The sequence below is a fragment of the Franconibacter sp. IITDAS19 genome (assembly GCF_023079515.1).
Lineage (GTDB): Bacteria > Pseudomonadota > Gammaproteobacteria > Enterobacterales > Enterobacteriaceae > Franconibacter > Franconibacter pulveris.
Genome location: NZ_JALJCP010000001.1, coordinates 511267 through 527512, shown reverse-complemented (window position 1 = coordinate 527512; position 16246 = coordinate 511267). Strand labels below are relative to the sequence as shown.

Sequence of the window (16246 nt, the reverse complement as noted above, 5' to 3'; positions counted from 1 at the left end):
CTGAATAGTTGCCTGCAAGCCGCCCATCGCTCTGTACCCTGGTTTCCTCCTCACACAGAGCTGCGCGCCCTACAACAAACTGGCAATATTCTCCCTGAAAGTGAATGTAAAAAAGTTGTTAGGAGTCTTAAGCAAATAAGGCGCTAAGGAGACCGTAAATGGCTGACAAAAAGGCAAACATCACTTATAACGGTGACGCTGCTATTGAACTGGACGTGCTACAAGGCACGCTCGGTCAGGATGTAATTGATATCCGTAGTCTTGGTTCTAAAGGTGTTTTTACTTTCGACCCGGGTTTTACCTCCACCGCATCCTGCGAATCAAAAATCACCTTTATCGACGGTGACGAAGGTATCCTGCTCCATCGCGGTTTTCCCATCGACCAACTGGCCACCGAATCTAACTATCTCGAAGTTTGCTATATCCTGCTCTACGGCGAAAAACCGACCCAGGAGCAGTATGACGAATTTAAAGTGACAGTAACCCGCCATACCATGATTCATGAGCAGATTACGCGTCTGTTCCATGGCTTCCGTCGCGACTCTCACCCGATGGCGGTGATGTGCGGCGTGACTGGCGCGCTGGCGGCGTTCTACCACGACTCGCTGGATGTGAATAACCCGCGTCACCGTGAAATCGCGGCGTTCCGTCTGCTCTCCAAGATGCCGACGATGGCAGCGATGTGTTACAAATATTCTATCGGCCAGCCGTTCGTTTATCCGCGCAACGACCTCTCCTATGCAGGCAACTTCCTGAATATGATGTTCTCCACACCGTGCGAGCCTTACGAGGTGAACCCGGTGCTGGAACGCGCAATGGATCGTATCCTTATCCTGCACGCTGACCACGAGCAGAACGCGTCTACCTCCACCGTCCGTACCGCAGGCTCTTCCGGCGCTAACCCGTTCGCCTGCATCGCGGCTGGCATCGCCTCTCTGTGGGGACCGGCGCACGGCGGCGCCAACGAAGCGGCGCTCAAGATGCTGGAAGAGATCAGTTCCGTGGAGCACATTCCGGAGTTCGTGCGTCGCGCGAAAGACAAAAACGACTCTTTCCGCCTGATGGGCTTTGGTCATCGCGTTTACAAGAACTACGACCCGCGCGCCACCGTCATGCGCGAAACCTGCCATGAAGTGCTGAAAGAGCTGGGCACCAAAGACGACCTGCTGGAAGTGGCGATGGAGCTGGAAAACATCGCCCTGAACGACCCGTACTTCATTGAGAAGAAACTCTACCCGAACGTAGACTTCTACTCCGGCATCATCCTGAAAGCGATGGGCATTCCGTCTTCTATGTTCACCGTGATTTTCGCCATGGCGCGTACCGTAGGCTGGATAGCTCACTGGAACGAAATGCACAGCGAAGGCATGAAAATTGCGCGTCCGCGTCAGCTCTATACCGGCTACACGCAGCGTGATTTCAAATCAGACCTGGAGAAGCATTAATCGCCTGTGGTTAATGCTTATCAAGAAAAACGCGCCTTCGGGCGCGTTTTTTATGGCCATCATATTAATGCTGGCACGCCGGGCACCAGTAAAAAGGCCGGGAGGAGAGCGTGGTTTTTTCAATGATCCCCCCGCAGCGCCGACACTTTTTCCCTGCCCGATGGAACACCTCGAAGCGAAACAGCGCGCCGTGGTGTTTGTTTTCATCCGCCTGCCCTCGCGTCTGGTAAGAGAGGCGTGGAATGGCGAGACAGGCCCGCGCGAGCGCATCCAGCTGCGCTTCGCTCAGCGCCGCCGCCTTATGACGCGGCGCAAGCTGCGCCTGCCAGAGGATCTCCACCCGTAGATAGTTGCCAAGCCCCGCCAGAAACGCCTGGTCGAGCAGTAAGCCGCTGAACTGGCGACGGCGAAAGCGCGGGCTTAACAGCCGGGCCTTAACCTCTTCCACCGTTAAAGACATATCCAGCACATCTGGCCCCACCCGCTGCAAAAACGCGTGCGCCGCCACGCCTTCGGCATCCAGCATTTCTATCTCCGAGGCGCTGTAAAGCAGCACGGCGGCCTCTTTGGTTTCCAGCCGCACACGCAGGCTGCGCGTGGTCTGCGGCGTTTCACCGGCCTTCACTACCCGCCAGACGCCATACAGCTGGTTATGGCTATAAAGCGTTAACCCATTAGAGAAGTGCGTCAGCAGCGCTTTACCGCGCGTTTCCAGACGCTCCACCCGTTCGCCGACCAGCGAGGTTTCGAACGTTTTCAGCGCGGGAAAGGCAAACCAGACGTGCGTTAACGGCTTGCCTGCTACCGCCTCTTCAAGCTTATCCGCCGCGCGGCGGATTTCCGGTCCTTCCGGCATGCTTCATCCTTTTCGTTTCAGGCTGACGCCGCATGGCGCCGCCCCTCGTTTTACGTTTTATGCTCCTGCATAACCTTAGCCGTAAAACGCCGCGCATGCTTAACGGCCGATGCCGCTTCAGTGTTTATCCCACCAACAAAAACCGCCGTTCGCAGACGGCGGTTCAGGGCGTTACTCCAGCGCCAGCAGCGCGAAGCTTGCGAGCCAGTGTCCGCCGCTGTAGTGGCTTCCCACCACGTGTTCAACGCTCGCCGAAAGATGGCGCGCCACCGCCTCTTTCAACGCGGTCTGCGCCGTATGGTTTTCCGGCAACGCCTTCGCAATGTGCTTCATGCACCAGGCGCGGCTGAGGTTTAGTCCGTCAAGGTGAGCGATTTTCGGATCGGTGCGATCGCTCACCTGCGCCGGGTTCATCAAAGCCGAAACCGAGGCCACCTGCGGCAGGAAAGCATCAAACCACGCCGGGAAATTATCCGCCACCTTGCTCATTAGCAGCGCTTCGGTCAACGCGCCGGAAATATACTCATCGCCGCCCGGCTCGTAGTGCGCCGGATAGTGCGTATCGTGCAGATAATAACGATTAGCCGCGTCCAGTATGGCGCTTTCCAGCGCGTTGTCTTCCAGCGCTCGCGCATAATCCAGCCCCAGCGCCAGCGCAAAAGCGGTGTTGTAATGCGTCCCCACGCGAATCGGGTAAGTTAGCTTGCTGAGGTAATCCATAAGCCTCGCGCGAATATCCTGCGTGAGCGGCTCCAGCGTCTGATGCCAGCGTTCGGCCTGCGGCAGCGAAGCGCGCTTCAGCTCCTGGGCCAGCGCCAGCAGCCAGCCATAGCCATAGGGACGCTCAAACGAGGCGCGGAACGGCGCGGTAAAATAGGCCAGCTCCTGCGCCACGTTCTCGTCGGTAACGTGCTCATCAAACAGGGCAATAATCTCCTCGCGGCACGACAGCTGCGGGTAAAGGCGCAAACAGCGCAGCAGCAGCCAGTAACCATGCACCGCCGAGTGCCAGTCAAAGCAGCCATAAAAAATGGGATGCAGTTCGCGGGGCGGCAATACGTCACCATCATCATTGAGCAAATGCATAATGTGGTTCGGGTATTCCTGACGCAAATAGGTTAAAGGCATCCGGGCGAAGGCGTCAGCCTGATGTTGCGTTAATTCCATAACAGCTCCTTAGGTACACCGCGCCGCGCTTAGCGAAACACGAGGAAATACATTAACAACACATTCACCACCAGCAGCGGCAGCGCGGTGGGGATCTGAACTTTAATCACCTGATATTTATCCTTCAGCTCCAGCAGCGCCGCAGGGACGATATTAAAATTCGCCGCCATCGGCGTCATCAACGTGCCGCAATAGCCGGCATACATGCCAATCGCCAGCAGCGGAGCCGGGTCGCCATGGTGGTGATGAATCAAAAACGGCAGGGCGATGCCGGCGCTTAATACCGGGAAAGCGGCGAAGGCGTTGCCCATGATCATGGTGAAGAGCGCCATGCCGATGCAGTAAATCACCACCAGCATGAAGCGGTTTTCCGGGTCGACGAACAGGCTCACCACTTTTTGCACCGAGTCGCCCGTGTTCGCCGCCACAAACACGCCGCCAAGCATAGCGAGCATCTGCGGCAGAATAATCGCCCAACCGATCGTATCCACCAGCCGGCGGGACTGGCGAATCGCATGCAGCGGCGTGCCGCGCGTCAGCCACCAGCCGGTCAGGATGGCCGCTATACATGCCACGCTAAGCGCAGCGAGCGTCAGCTGTTTCTGGTCGAGCAGGAAAACGCCGCCGACCGCAACGCCTTTCAGAAACAGCGTCCCCAGCACCGTCACGACAGGGATCATCAGCGCCGGCAAAAAGAGCCAGTTCTTAAGACGCTCAGACGAAGCGACGCGCTCAGGCTCGGTGGACATTTTGTAATGCCCCTTCCCGACCAGCCCAAAACCCGCCAGCAGGGCGATGACGATAACGCCGCCGCCGATAATCCGGTACGCCAGCGATTTACCAAGCTCCTGCACCATCAGGTCGCCAAACAGAAAAATCCCGCCGAACAGAAACCAGAACAGCGCGGTGGTAAAACGTTTCGGGTTGCCGCGATCGCGCAGCGTCATCACCACCAGCAGCATAACGATAAAGCCGATGAGGTAATAAACGCGGTTGATGGTTATCAGCGTACTCATTGCGCTACCTCCTGCTTGCCCTGCTCCGCTTTCCAGGCCATCACGTCGCGACGGATGCTGGCATCCAGACGCAACAGACGAATCATATGGATAATCAGCGCCGAGATAGCGGTAGGGATCGCCCACAGGCCGATGTGCAGCGGCTCAATGCCCGCAATGCCGTTCTCTTTCAGGAAGGCGTCAATCAGCAGCACCGCGCCGAACGCGATAAAAATGTCTTCGCCGAAGAACACGGCGATATTGTCGCAGGCGGCGGCGTGGGCTTTGATTTTATCGCGGATATGCTGCGGCAATTCGCCATATTCGTTAAGCGCCGCCCCTTCCGCCATCGGCGCCAGCAGCGGACGCACGGTTTGCGCGTGTCCGCCGAGCGACATCAAGCCCAGCGCCGCCGTCCCTTCGCGCGCCACAAAATAGAGCATCAAAATACGCGCCGAGGTTGCGCTGGCGATTTTCGCCACCCAGGCCTGAGCGCGCTCTTTGAGTCCGTAATACTCCAGCAGGCCAATGACCGGCAGGATCAGAATGAAAGTCGCCAGCGAGCGGCTGTTAACAAACTTCTCGCCAAACGTTTCCAGTAACATGCCGAAATCCATGCCGACCAGCAACCCCGTCGCCAGACCTGCGACCACCACGACCAACAGCGGGTTGAAGCGCAGCGCAAAACCTATAACCACTATCGGTATCCCGATGAGCGGCAACAGTGTGGAACTGTCCATAAAACGTGACCCTATCTAAAGTGAGCGTTGCACGCCGAAGGCTATTTTTTTAATACTCCCCATCAGGGCGAAGCGTGTGGCATTACGGCGAACGGTTGTTGTGTATGTACGACAGGTCCTGTGAATGCGCGAAACCTGCGCAGACCCTGAGTCAAAAAGCTATATCCGAACGCCCATAATATGTAAACAATTTATCAATAAAATGTTTTTATTTTATCCGTTCGGTTTTATATTTTTTGCTAATAGTCACATTTATGTAAGGGAAGTTATGGCCCGAAAAACTGCTTCTGTATCAACGAATAACGACGACATCAGCGATGGTCGCATCGTCTCTTCCCGCCACCTGGTTTCGGAGCGCTGCGCGGAATTATCGGAGCTGGAATATGCGCTGATCATGACCAGCAACGCGTTTAACAAATGGATGGTGCGCTGTATGACCGCCGCGGGCGAACCCGATATGGGCGCGTTTGACGTCTCGCTCCTGCATCACGTTAACCACCGCAACCGCAAGAAAAAGCTCGCGGATATCTGTTTTGTGTTGAACGTAGAGGACACGCATGTCGTGACTTATGCGCTGAAAAAACTGGTTAAGGCAGGTTATGTGACCAGCGAAAAGGTGGGTAAAGAGCTTTATTTTTCTACCACCGAGGAGGGAAAAGCGTTGTGTATGCGATACCGGGATGTGCGCGAAGCCTGCCTTATCGCTATCCAGGTGGAAAGCGGTATACCGGGCTCTTCTATTGGCGATACGGCCCAGCTGCTGCGCACCATCTCTTCGCTTTATGATACCGCCGCGCGGGCTGCGGCTTCGCTTTGAGCGCATGCCCGCCGCAAGCGACGGGCTTTATTAACCGGGCCTCTTTAACCCGCGTTGATCGCAATCTGGCGCTGTTCGAAAGCCTCGCGCAGCCGACGCGCAAACGCCAGCGCGTGCGCGCCGTCGCCGTGCAGGCAGACCGTCTGAGCGTTGACTTTCGCAAAGCCGCCTTCCCGGCTCCGTACCTGGCCGTTCAGCACCATATCAAGCGTACGCGCTACCGCCTCGTCGTCATCCTCAATCAGCGCGTCCGGCTCGCTGCGGGGCACCAGCGAACCATCCGCCAGATATCCCCGGTCTGCGAACACCTCCTCCCGGGTCGCCAGGCCATAATGCGCACCGGCGCGAATAAGCTCGCTGCCCGCAAGGCCCACCAGGATTAAATTCGCATCCAGCGCTTTCACCGCGCGGGCGATGGCATCGGCCAGCAGCGGCTCCCTTGCCGCCTGGTTGTAGAGCATGCCATGGGGCTTCACATGCTTCATCACGCCCCCTTCGGCACGGGCGATGGCGGCTAAGGCGCCCGCCTGGTACAGCGTCTGGGCGTAAACCGTTTCCGGCGGCAGATGCATCGCCGTGCGGCCGAAATTCTCGCGATCGGGAAAGGAAGGATGCGCGCCGATAGCGACATGATGCGCCAGCGCCAGCCGCACGCTTTCCCGCATCGTCTGCGCATCGCCCGCGTGAAAACCGCAGGCGATATTCGCCGAGGAGATAAGCGGCATCAGCGCACCGTCGTCGCCGCAGCCTTCGCCGAGATCCGCGTTCAGGTCAATCTTCATCATTCAGTCGCCAGGCCAGTTGATCGAAATAACGCTGTTGATCTTCACGCGCCGCCAGCGCCTCCTCCAGCGTGCACTGCACGAAGTGAATCGGCTCGCCCAGGCGCAACTGCGCGAGCTTATAGAGATCCGCTTCAATTACGCACGCGATGCGCGGATAGCCGCCGGTGGTCTGAGCGTCGTTCATCAGTACGATAGGTTGACCGTTGTGCGGCACCTGCACCACGCCCGGCATCAGGCCATGAGAAGCCAGCTCGCGGTCGGTAGTGCGCGCCAGCGGCTGGCCGTTCAGCCGGTAACCCATGCGGTTGCTTTGCGGGCTGAGTTGCCATGGCGCGCGCCAGAACGCTTCCTGCGAAGCGTGTGAAAACTCGTGATACTCCGGCCCCGGCAGCGCACGGATACGGTTACCCCAGAACAGCGGCTTCACGCCGCGCGATTCGCGGAAATGGCGCGCGGAAGGCAGCTGCGCCAGTTCGTCGCCGTCGCGAAGCGGACGTCCGTGAAAACCGCCGAAGCCCGCCTTGAGATCGGTGCTGTAGGAGTTCATCACTTTCGGCACATCCAGGCCGCCCGCCACCGCAAGGTAGCTGCGCATGCCATGCTGTGGGGATTTCAGCGTCAGCGTCTGGCCAGCTTTCGCCGCGATGCGCCAGCTTGTCCATACCGCATGCCCATCCAGCTGCGCCTCGCAGCCCGCGCCGGTTAAAGCAAACCAGCAATCTTCTGTAAACTGCACGCGAAATTGGCCGAGCGTTATCTCCAGCGCTGCGGCGTCCGGGTCATTGCCCACCAGCAGGTTGGCGATGCGTAGCGCAGGCGTATCCATGGCGCCGCTGCGGCTTACGCCGAACTGCCGCCAGCCGAAGCGCCCGCTGTCCTGTACCGTCGTATGCATTCCGGCGCGAAGTATGATTAACATACGCCCTCCTTTTGCGGTACGAAGCGCACGGTATCGCCGGGCATCAACAGCCCTGGCGGCTCATGGGTGGGGTCAAACAGCGCCTGCGGCGTGCGCCCGATTATCTGCCACCCGCCGGGCGTGGGCAGCGGATAGACGCCAGTCTGGTTGCCGCCGATGCCGACCGAGCCAGCCGGCACGCTCAGGCGCGGCTCCGCACGCCTGGGCGTAGCGAGCGCGGCAGGCAAGCCGCCAAGGTAAGGAAAACCAGGCTGGAAGCCGACAAAATAGACGACATACTCCCCGGCGGCGTGCTGTTCCACGACCTGCTTCTCGCTTAGCCCCGTGTGGCGCGCCACGTCGGCCAGATCCGGCCCCATGTCGCCGCCGTAAATCACCGGCAGGGTTACCTGCCGTGAAGGCGGGTCCATCGCTTCGCTCTCTTCCCACCAGCGTTGCAGGCGCTCAATGGCGTCCAGCGCCAGCGCTTTTGGCTCCCGCAGCACGACGGTGATGTTATTCATGCCCGGAATGGTTTCCACGACCGAAGGGACATCGGCCAGACGCTGCGTGAGCCACCAGATACGACGCTGGCTTTCCAGCGTGACGGGCGGCTCAAGCTCCAGCACTACCGCGCTTTCACCCAACAGATAACAACGTGCTCTTTGCACTTAAGCTCCCCTTTATGCCGGGTTCGGGATATCGATGAACGTCACATCGAGATCGGTTTCTTCCTGCAGCCACTCGCTCAACGCGCGAATGCCGCCGCGTTCAGTGGCATGGTGGCCTGCCGCATAGAAATGCAGCCCCTGTTCACGGGCGGAGTGAATAGTCTGTTCAGAGACCTCGCCCGTAATAAAAGCGTCCACGCCAAAACGCGCCGCCGCATCGATAAAGCTCTGACCGCCGCCAGTGCACCACGCCACGCGTTTGACCTCTGCCGGGCCGGTATCGCCGCACCAGAGCGGACGACGCCCGAGCCGCGCCTCAAGCCAGGAGGCGAATTCCAGCCCGGGCACCGCCATAGAAAGCTCGCCCCACAGCACCAGCGGCTCGATTTCGCCTTTCACTTCAATACCCAGCAGACGCGCCAGCTGCACGTTATTCCCAAGTTCCGGATGCGCGTCCAGGGGCAGGTGCCAGCCGTAAAGGTTGATGTCATTAGCCAGCAGCGTTTTTAAGCGGTTGCGCTTCATGCCGCGAATGACCGGTGACTCGCCTTTCCAGAAATAGCCATGATGAACAATGACGGCGTCCGCCTGCTGGCGCACCGCCTCATCCAGCAGCGCCTGGCTTGCGGTCACGCCGGTGATGATTTTGCGGATCTCGTCGCGTCCTTCAACCTGCAGGCCGTTTGGCGCGTAGTCGCTGAAGCCTGCGCTGTTGAGCTTCTGATTGATTAGCGTTTCCAGTTCGGTATTTTTCATCATCGTTCTCTTAATGCGTTTTCCGTGCAGCCTCGTAGGCCGCGAGCGTGGCGGCGCGAGCCGCTTTGTGATCGACAATCGGGCGCGGGTAATCAAGCCGCGCGCCCCGTTTTTCCGCCCATGTCCAGGGTTGATGCACCGCTTTGTCGGGGATATGGCGTAATTCCGGCAGCCAGCGGCGAATAAACTCGCCCTGCGCATCGAACTTCTCGCCCTGGGTTGTGGGGTTGAAAATGCGAAAATAAGGCGCGGCGTCCGTACCGGTTGAGGCGGCCCACTGCCAGCCGCCGTTGTTCGCGGCATAATCGCCATCAACAAGTTGCGTCATAAAATAACGCTCGCCCCGCCGCCAGTCGATAAGCAGATCTTTCACCAGAAAGCTGGCGGTTATCATCCGAAGCCGGTTGTGCATCCAGCCCGTTTCATTCATCTGGCGCATGGCGGCATCGACAATCGGGTATCCCGTTTTGCCTTCGCACCAGGCCTGAAAGTGGTCGTCGTTTTGCTGCCAGCGCACCTTGTCCGTCCAGCCGATAAAGGGCTTGTGGCGGCTGAGCGTCGGCCAGGCGGTCAGCAGATGGCGATAGAAATCACGCCAGATAAGCTCGTTGAGCCACACCGCGCCGGGACCGCCTTCCAGCGCGCCGGGCTGTTCGGCCACCAGCCGGTGCAGGCACTGACGCGGCGAGAGCACGCCCAGCGCCAGCCAGGCGGATAACCGACTGGTGCCATCGCGGTCCGGGAAATCGCGCTCGTCGGGATAGCGCGCCACCTTCTGCTGGCAGAAATGGCGCAGCCGCGCCAGCGCCGCCTGCTCACCTGCCGGAAACAGCGTCTCATCAACCGCGCATTGCGGATAATCAAATGGCTTTAGCGGCGAGACAGGAGTGAGCGCTCCGCCTTCCCGCGCTTTCGGCGCGTGCGCGCACTCCGGCAGGCCTTCCTGCAGGCGGCGGATAAACGCCCGGCTGAAAGGGGTGAAGACTTTGTACATCTCGCCGTTGCCGGTCGTGACGCTGCCTGGCGGCAACAGCACGCTGTCATCAAACCCCTGACAGACTACGTTGCCCTCCAGACATCGCTCCACTTCCCGATCGCGGCGATGCTCGTTCAGCTCATACTGGTAGTTATAGAAAAGCGCGTCGACCTGATGCTTCGCGCAAAACTGTTTTATTTCCTCTACAGACTCAGCAAAGGTGGCGACTTCCCGCACGTGCAGCGGAATGCCCCGCTCCGCCAGGGCCGTCTGCAGCGCCTGGAGGTTTTGCCAGAGAAAAGCGGCCTGACGAGGCGCCATCGCGTGGTCTTGCCACTGCTGCGGCGTGGCGATGAACAGGCCGAGCACGGCGGCGTTTTTATCGCGGCAGGCGGCGGCCAGCGCCAGATTGTCGTGGATGCGCAGATCCGCGCGAAACCAGACCAGATGGGTGGTCATAACACTCCTGTTTTAATGGCCGTAACGCAGACGCAACGCTTCCGGATAGGGTTCGAAATAGCGCTGCTGGTCAAGATAGGCATCCGGGTATTCTGCCATATAATGTTTCAGCAATGTTACCGGCGCGAGCAGGGGCTGCGTCCCCTGGCGGTAGCGGTCGATAAGCTCGGCAAGTTCCTGGCGCTGCCGCGCGTTGAGGTGCGGGCGGAAATAGCCCTGCACATGCATCAACACATTGGTGTGGTTGCGGCGGGTCGCCTGATGCGACAGCAAATCCATCAGCCGCTGGCGATACTCAACGAAATACGCCTCCAGGTTTTCCCACTTATCTATCGCGGCGACAAAACGCCCCAGTTCGCGGTATTGCGCCTGCGAATGCGCCAGCAGCAGCAATTTATAGCGACTGTGGAACGCGATAAGTTCGCCGCGGGTCAGCCCGTTTTTATGGAGTTCGTTAAGTTCAAACAGGGTATAGATGCGTTCGACAAAATTTTCCCGAATGAGCGGATCGTGCAGACGCCCATCTTCCTCCACCGGCAGCCAGGGGAATTTACGCATCAGGGCTTCGGTATAAATGCCGCGCCCTGCCTTACGGTTATTTTTTCCCTCTTCGTCATACACGCGTACCCGCTCCATGCCGCAACTGGGGGATTTGGCGCAGACGATATAACCGCAAAGATGTTCAAAACGGGAAATGCGCTCCTCTGCGAAATCCTGCATCGCGGCGGTTAAATCGCCCTCCCGCTTATCGCTAAAGCGTAGCGCGACGCCGCCTGCCGGCTGCTTAACCAGTCGCAGCGCAGGACGAGGCACCGGCAGGCCGATAGCCATTTCCGGGCAGACAGGCTCAAAGCGCACCCACGGCGCCAGTTCATCGACGGCAAAAGTAAGCCGCTTATGCCCACCATCAAATCTTACGTTGTCCCCTAACAAACAGGCGCTGATGCCAACAGGGATTTTTTCACTCATAACCGCTCCTTACGCGCTACATCTTCCAATTGTAGCCAGGCCAAAAAGAAAAAGGCCGCCCGAGGGGGCAGCCTTAACGCTACTTGACCTGCGTGATGACGGAAAGCAAAAATGTATTGCCAGAAACAATAATATTTCCCTCTTCCATCGTCATCACGCCATCAACAACGAGACGCCAAAAGATTTTGCTTCATTGCGCGGTCCCCACTGTTAACCGTTTCGCCTTCTTACCGACAGTGAAAACGCAGCGAATAGCGGCATGCTAAGCCTGTGTTGTAAAAGACCCCCAACCCTTCGGCAATAAAAAACCGCCTTTACGGCGGTTTTTTCGGCTGATATTGACTGGCTTAGTAAAAGTCGCAGGCAGCCTGTTCAGATTGCGCCATCCAGACGGGTTTATCGCTGGTTTTCGCCCAGACGCGGTGCAGATAGCTGTAAAAACGAGCGCGATCTTTCCAGAACAGCATGACCGGCAACGCGAGCACGCCCGCAACAATCACCAGAGCGCGACGCAGGAGGATCCGATGCGCTGGAAATTCTTTATATAAAGACATAGGTTTCTCCCCTTTAAGTGACCCGGCAAAAAAGCGCCGAAAAGTGATAAGTGGTTAGCTGGTTAAAATAGTATCGTTTTGTTTGTAATTTTACTACTCCTCCGACCACTATTTCTGGCGTATAAGCCCGATATTTACACTTCTTCCGTAAATAAGTTACAAAACGGTTAAATAAATACTAAACCTTAGTTAAATAATGGTTTTTGCTTTTTTTATATTTTTTTTACACCCCGCCGCGTTTTTTTTGCGAAATCTTTGCGCGCGAATTTCTAAGCTCACGTCATCCTGAATACCCCACTGGAGGTGGATTGTGAGTGCAGGCGTGATAGCTGGCGTGGTGCTGGTTTTCCTGTTGCTGGGCTACCTGGTGTATGCCCTTGTTAAAGCGGAGGCGTTCTGATGGCGGCTCCCGCTTTTTTACTTATCGCGAGTTTCCTGCTGGTGCTTCTGCTGCTGGCGAAACCGCTCGGCAGCGTGCTTGCGCGGTTCGTTGAAGACGGACCGCTGCCTGTCGTCGGCAAAGTGGAGAAATGGCTGTGGTCCTTTACCGGCGTGGGCAACGAAGAGATGGACTGGAAGCGCTACCTGTTCGCTATCCTTCTGTTTAACGCTCTTGGACTGGCGGTGCTTTTTGCGATTCTGATGCTGCAAGGTTCGCTGCCGTTAAATCCGCAGCAGTTGCCAGGCTTAAGCTGGCATCTGGCGCTCAACACCGCCGTCAGTTTTGTGGCTAACACGAACTGGCAGTCTTATGCGGGCGAAAGCACGGTTAGCTATTTCAGCCAGATGGTCGGGCTGACGGTGCAAAATTTCCTCTCAGCCGCTACCGGCATCGCCGTGGTGTTTGCCCTTATTCGCGCCTTTGCCCGTCATTCTGTGACGACGCTTGGCAACGCGTGGAAAGACCTTACTCGCGTCACGCTCTGGGTATTGCTGCCGATATCGCTGATTATCGCCCTGGTCTTTATCCAGCAGGGCGTCATTCAGAATTTTGCTGACTATCAGCCTTATACCTCGCTGGAAGGGGCGAAACAGCTGCTGCCGATGGGGCCTGTCGCTTCGCAGGAGGCTATCAAGATGCTCGGCACCAACGGCGGCGGTTTCTTCAACGCCAACTCTTCGCACCCTTTTGAAAATCCGACCGCGCTGACCAATTTCGTGCAGATGCTGGCGATTTTCCTTATCCCCGCAGCCTTGTGTTTCACCTTTGGCGAAGCGACCGGCGACGCTCGTCAGGGGCGCGCCATTCTCTGGTCGATGAGCATTATCTTCGTAGTCTGCGTCGCGGTGGTGATGTGGGCCGAAACCCAGGGCAACAGCCACTTCCTCACGCTCGGCGCGGATAGCGCCATCAACATGGAAGGCAAAGAGAGCCGCTTCGGCATTCTGGCGAGCAGCCTCTTTTCCGTGGTCACCACCGCGGCGTCCTGCGGCGCGGTCAATGCGATGCACGACTCCTTCACCGCGCTTGGCGGCATGATCCCGCTGTGGCTGATGCAGATTGGCGAAGTGGTTTTCGGCGGCGTAGGCTCCGGGCTTTACGGCATGCTGCTGTTCGTGCTGCTGGCGGTGTTTATCGCCGGGCTGATGATTGGCCGCACGCCGGAATACCTTGGCAAAAAAATCGACGTGCGCGAAATGAAAATGACCGCGCTGGCTATCCTGGTTACGCCTGCGCTGGTGCTGCTCGGCACCGCGCTCGCCATGATGACCGACGCCGGACGCGCGGGCATCTATAACCCCGGCATTCACGGCTTTAGCGAAGTGCTCTACGCCGTCTCCTCCGGCGCCAACAACAACGGCAGCGCCTTTGCGGGCCTGAGCGCCAACACGCCGTTCTGGAACCTGCTGCTGGCGGTTTGCATGCTGCTGGGTCGTTTTCTGGTCATCATTCCGGTGATGGCGATAGCGGGCTCGCTGGTCGCGAAAAAAGCGCAGCCGGCGGGCGTCGGCACGTTGCCCACGCACGGCGCGCTCTTTATCGGCCTGTTGATCGGCACGGTTCTGCTGGTTGGCGCCCTGACCTTTATCCCCGCCCTCGCCTTAGGCCCGGTAGCGGAACACCTTTCTCTTGTGAAATGACCATTGCGGAGTCGCTATACATGAGTCGCAAGCAACTGGCGCTGTTTGAAGCATCCCTGCTTCGTCAGGCGCTGATGGATTCGTTCAAGAAACTGAGCCCACGCGTGCAGTGGCGTAACCCGGTGATGTTCATTGTCTGGCTGGGCAGTCTGCTGACCAGCGTGCTCGCTGTCGCCATGGCCACAGGCAGCCTGCCCGGAGAGGCGCTGTTTACCGGCGCCATCAGCCTGTGGCTGTGGTTTACCGTGCTGTTCGCTAACTTCGCCGAAGCGCTGGCGGAAGGCCGCAGTAAAGCGCAGGCCAATAGCCTGAAGGGCGTAAAGAAAACGGCCTTCGCCCGGAAGCTGCGCGCGCCGCAGCATGATGCGCAGATCGATCACGTGCCCGCCACGGATCTGCGTAAGGGAGATATCGTGCTGGTGGAGGCTGGCGACATTATCCCCTGCGACGGTGAAGTGATTGAAGGCGGCGCGTCGGTGGATGAAAGCGCCATTACCGGTGAATCCGCGCCGGTGATTCGCGAGTCGGGCGGCGATTTCGCCTCGGTGACCGGCGGTACGCGCATACTTTCCGACTGGCTGGTTATCCAGTGCAGCGTCAACCCGGGCGAAACCTTCCTCGACCGGATGATAGCGATGGTGGAAAACGCAAAGCGCCGCAAAACGCCGAACGAAATCGCGCTGACCATTCTGCTGGTGGCGCTGACGATAGTCTTTCTGCTGGCGACCGCGACGCTTTGGCCATTCTCGCTGTACGGCGGCACGGCCGTCAGCGTGACAGTGCTGGTGGCGCTGTTGGTGTGCCTTATTCCCACGACTATCGGCGGGCTGCTGTCTGCTATCGGCGTCGCCGGGATGAGCCGTATGCTCGGGGCAAATGTTATCGCCACCAGCGGACGCGCAGTGGAAGCGGCGGGCGACGTGGATGTGCTGCTGCTTGATAAAACCGGCACCATTACGCTTGGCAACCGTCAGGCTTCGGCTTTCCTCCCTGCACCTGGCGTAAATGAACAACAACTGGCCGATGCCGCGCAGCTCGCATCGCTTGCTGACGAAACGCCGGAGGGCCGCAGCATTGTGGTGCTGGCGAAGCAGCGCTTTAATCTGCGCGAACGCGATGTGCAAAACCTGCACGCCACCTTTGTGCCCTTCACCGCCCAGACGCGCATGAGCGGCATTAACGTCGGCGACAGGATGATTCGCAAAGGGTCAGTTGACGCCATTCGCCGTCACGTCGAGGCCAACGGCGGCCACTTTCCGTCGCAGGTGGATACGCTGGTAGAAGAGATTGCCCGCCAGGGCAGCACGCCGCTGGTGGTGGCCGAAGGGGCGAACGTGCTCGGGGTGATTGCGCTTAAAGATATCGTAAAAGGCGGCATTAAAGAGCGCTTCGCACAGCTGCGCAAAATGGGCATCAAAACGGTGATGATCACTGGCGATAACCGCCTCACCGCCGCCGCTATCGCCGCCGAGGCGGGCGTGGATGATTTTCTCTCGGAAGCGACGCCGGAAGCGAAGCTCGCGCTTATCCGTCAGTATCAGGCGGAAGGTAGGCTGGTGGCGATGACCGGCGACGGCACTAATGACGCCCCCGCGCTGGCGCAGGCGGATGTGGCGGTGGCGATGAACTCCGGCACCCAGGCGGCGAAGGAGGCGGGCAACATGGTGGACCTCGATTCCAACCCCACTAAACTTATTGAGGTGGTGCATATCGGCAAGCAGATGCTGATGACGCGCGGCTCGCTCACCACGTTCAGCATCGCCAACGACGTAGCGAAATATTTCGCCATTATTCCGGCGGCGTTTGCCGCTACGTATCCGCAGCTTAACGCGCTGAACGTGATGCATCTGCACTCCCCCGCCTCGGCAATCCTGAGCGCGGTCATTTTCAACGCGCTGATCATTATTTTTCTTATCCCGCTGGCGCTGAAGGGCGTGAGCTACAAACCGCTGAGCGCTGCCGCCATGCTGCGCCGCAACCTGTGGATATACGGGCTGGGCGGGTTGGTCGTGCCCTTTATCGGCATCAAGGCCATCGATCTGCTGCTCACCCTTTTTGGTTTAGTCTGAGGAAATA

Annotated in this window: 16 protein-coding genes; 5 read left to right on the top strand and 11 right to left on the bottom strand. The window is 58.5% G+C overall.

Translation table 11 applies throughout. From position 1 onward, the window contains the following. Positions 1-158 precede the first annotated feature (158 nt). Positions 159-1445 carry a citrate synthase gene (gene gltA, locus MT962_RS02645; RefSeq protein WP_024557142.1) on the top strand — a complete coding sequence of 429 codons (1287 nt, stop codon included), beginning with the start codon at positions 159-161 and terminating at the stop codon, positions 1443-1445. Positions 1446-1509: 64 nt separating this feature from the next. Here the strand turns inward: gltA and nei are convergent, their stop codons facing one another. From nei to MT962_RS02625, 4 genes are all read right to left on the bottom strand, one after another. Then, positions 1510-2301 carry an endonuclease VIII gene (nei, locus tag MT962_RS02640; RefSeq protein WP_048887177.1) on the bottom strand — a complete coding sequence of 264 codons (792 nt, stop codon included), beginning with the start codon at positions 2299-2301 and terminating at the stop codon, positions 1510-1512. Between the two features lie 171 nt (positions 2302-2472). Next, on the bottom strand, positions 2473-3468 hold the full coding sequence (locus tag MT962_RS02635) for a DUF2891 domain-containing protein (protein WP_024560874.1): 996 nt from the start codon (positions 3466-3468) through the stop codon (positions 2473-2475). 29 nt (positions 3469-3497) lie between these two features. After that, entirely contained in the window at positions 3498-4484 is a 987-nt protein-coding gene (locus tag MT962_RS02630; protein WP_247364472.1) for a DUF979 domain-containing protein, read from the bottom strand. Next, entirely contained in the window at positions 4481-5203 is a 723-nt protein-coding gene (locus tag MT962_RS02625) for a DUF969 domain-containing protein (RefSeq protein WP_024557146.1), read from the bottom strand. The genes MT962_RS02630 and MT962_RS02625 overlap by 4 nt, the downstream gene beginning before the upstream one ends. Positions 5204-5471: 268 nt before the next feature. On the opposite strand from MT962_RS02625, the gene MT962_RS02620 reads away from it, so the two are divergent. Continuing rightward, positions 5472-6020, top strand: coding sequence for a winged helix DNA-binding protein (locus MT962_RS02620; protein WP_048887179.1), 549 nt, complete (start codon positions 5472-5474; stop codon positions 6018-6020). 44 nt (positions 6021-6064) lie between these two features. Here the strand turns inward: MT962_RS02620 and pxpA are convergent, their stop codons facing one another. The 7 genes from pxpA to MT962_RS02585 form a co-directional block, all read right to left on the bottom strand. Further along, positions 6065-6802, bottom strand: coding sequence for a 5-oxoprolinase subunit PxpA (gene pxpA, locus MT962_RS02615; RefSeq protein ID WP_281732632.1), 738 nt, complete (start codon positions 6800-6802; stop codon positions 6065-6067). Beyond that, positions 6792-7724 (bottom strand): 5-oxoprolinase subunit PxpC, encoded by a 933-nt coding sequence (gene pxpC / locus MT962_RS02610; RefSeq protein ID WP_024557149.1) that lies wholly within the window; start codon positions 7722-7724, stop codon positions 6792-6794. The genes pxpA and pxpC overlap by 11 nt, the downstream gene beginning before the upstream one ends. Then, on the bottom strand, positions 7718-8374 hold the full coding sequence (gene pxpB, locus MT962_RS02605) for a 5-oxoprolinase subunit PxpB (RefSeq protein WP_247364468.1): 657 nt from the start codon (positions 8372-8374) through the stop codon (positions 7718-7720). The genes pxpC and pxpB overlap by 7 nt, the downstream gene beginning before the upstream one ends. Before the next feature lie 12 nt (positions 8375-8386). Next, the gene (locus MT962_RS02600; RefSeq protein ID WP_024557151.1) at positions 8387-9130 is read right to left on the bottom strand and encodes a type 2 GTP cyclohydrolase I; all 744 of its coding nucleotides are present in this window, start codon (positions 9128-9130) and stop codon (positions 8387-8389) included. Between the two features lie 10 nt (positions 9131-9140). Continuing rightward, on the bottom strand, positions 9141-10565 hold the full coding sequence (gene phrB / locus MT962_RS02595) for a deoxyribodipyrimidine photo-lyase (RefSeq protein ID WP_188723205.1): 1425 nt from the start codon (positions 10563-10565) through the stop codon (positions 9141-9143). A 12-nt stretch (positions 10566-10577) separates the two neighbouring features. Further along, a complete protein-coding gene (locus tag MT962_RS02590) occupies positions 10578-11534 on the bottom strand; it encodes a DUF523 and DUF1722 domain-containing protein (RefSeq protein WP_188723204.1) in 957 nt (318 codons plus the stop codon). Between the two features lie 347 nt (positions 11535-11881). After that, the gene (locus MT962_RS02585) at positions 11882-12088 is read right to left on the bottom strand and encodes a YbfA family protein (protein WP_024552040.1); all 207 of its coding nucleotides are present in this window, start codon (positions 12086-12088) and stop codon (positions 11882-11884) included. A 310-nt stretch (positions 12089-12398) separates the two neighbouring features. On the opposite strand from MT962_RS02585, the gene kdpF reads away from it, so the two are divergent. The 3 genes from kdpF to kdpB are packed head-to-tail and all read left to right on the top strand — an operon-like array spanning position 12399 to position 16239. Further along, positions 12399-12488: a K(+)-transporting ATPase subunit F gene (kdpF, locus tag MT962_RS02580; protein WP_071788469.1), complete on the top strand. Its 90-nt coding sequence runs from the start codon at positions 12399-12401 to the stop codon at positions 12486-12488. Continuing rightward, positions 12488-14170, top strand: coding sequence for a potassium-transporting ATPase subunit KdpA (gene kdpA, locus MT962_RS02575; RefSeq protein ID WP_247364466.1), 1683 nt, complete (start codon positions 12488-12490; stop codon positions 14168-14170). The genes kdpF and kdpA overlap by 1 nt, the downstream gene beginning before the upstream one ends. A 20-nt stretch (positions 14171-14190) precedes the next feature. Further along, positions 14191-16239 carry a potassium-transporting ATPase subunit KdpB gene (gene kdpB / locus MT962_RS02570; protein ID WP_247364464.1) on the top strand — a complete coding sequence of 683 codons (2049 nt, stop codon included), beginning with the start codon at positions 14191-14193 and terminating at the stop codon, positions 16237-16239. Positions 16240-16246: the final 7 nt, after the last annotated feature.

Excerpts from the sequence above, each read along its gene's own strand:
- gltA (WP_024557142.1), top strand. The coding sequence starts at position 159 with ATGGCTGACAAAAAGGCAAACATCACTTATAACGGTGACGCTGCTATT.
- nei (WP_048887177.1), bottom strand. The coding sequence starts at position 2,301 with ATGCCGGAAGGACCGGAAATCCGCCGCGCGGCGGATAAGCTTGAAGAG.
- MT962_RS02635 (WP_024560874.1), bottom strand. The coding sequence starts at position 3,468 with ATGGAATTAACGCAACATCAGGCTGACGCCTTCGCCCGGATGCCTTTA.
- MT962_RS02630 (WP_247364472.1), bottom strand. The coding sequence starts at position 4,484 with ATGAGTACGCTGATAACCATCAACCGCGTTTATTACCTCATCGGCTTT.
- MT962_RS02625 (WP_024557146.1), bottom strand. The coding sequence starts at position 5,203 with ATGGACAGTTCCACACTGTTGCCGCTCATCGGGATACCGATAGTGGTT.
- MT962_RS02620 (WP_048887179.1), top strand. The coding sequence starts at position 5,472 with ATGGCCCGAAAAACTGCTTCTGTATCAACGAATAACGACGACATCAGC.
- pxpA (WP_281732632.1), bottom strand. The coding sequence starts at position 6,802 with ATGAAGATTGACCTGAACGCGGATCTCGGCGAAGGCTGCGGCGACGAC.
- pxpC (WP_024557149.1), bottom strand. The coding sequence starts at position 7,724 with ATGTTAATCATACTTCGCGCCGGAATGCATACGACGGTACAGGACAGC.
- MT962_RS02600 (WP_024557151.1), bottom strand. The coding sequence starts at position 9,130 with ATGAAAAATACCGAACTGGAAACGCTAATCAATCAGAAGCTCAACAGC.
- phrB (WP_188723205.1), bottom strand. The coding sequence starts at position 10,565 with ATGACCACCCATCTGGTCTGGTTTCGCGCGGATCTGCGCATCCACGAC.
- MT962_RS02590 (WP_188723204.1), bottom strand. The coding sequence starts at position 11,534 with ATGAGTGAAAAAATCCCTGTTGGCATCAGCGCCTGTTTGTTAGGGGAC.
- MT962_RS02585 (WP_024552040.1), bottom strand. The coding sequence starts at position 12,088 with ATGTCTTTATATAAAGAATTTCCAGCGCATCGGATCCTCCTGCGTCGC.
- kdpA (WP_247364466.1), top strand. The coding sequence starts at position 12,488 with ATGGCGGCTCCCGCTTTTTTACTTATCGCGAGTTTCCTGCTGGTGCTT.
- kdpB (WP_247364464.1), top strand. The coding sequence starts at position 14,191 with ATGAGTCGCAAGCAACTGGCGCTGTTTGAAGCATCCCTGCTTCGTCAG.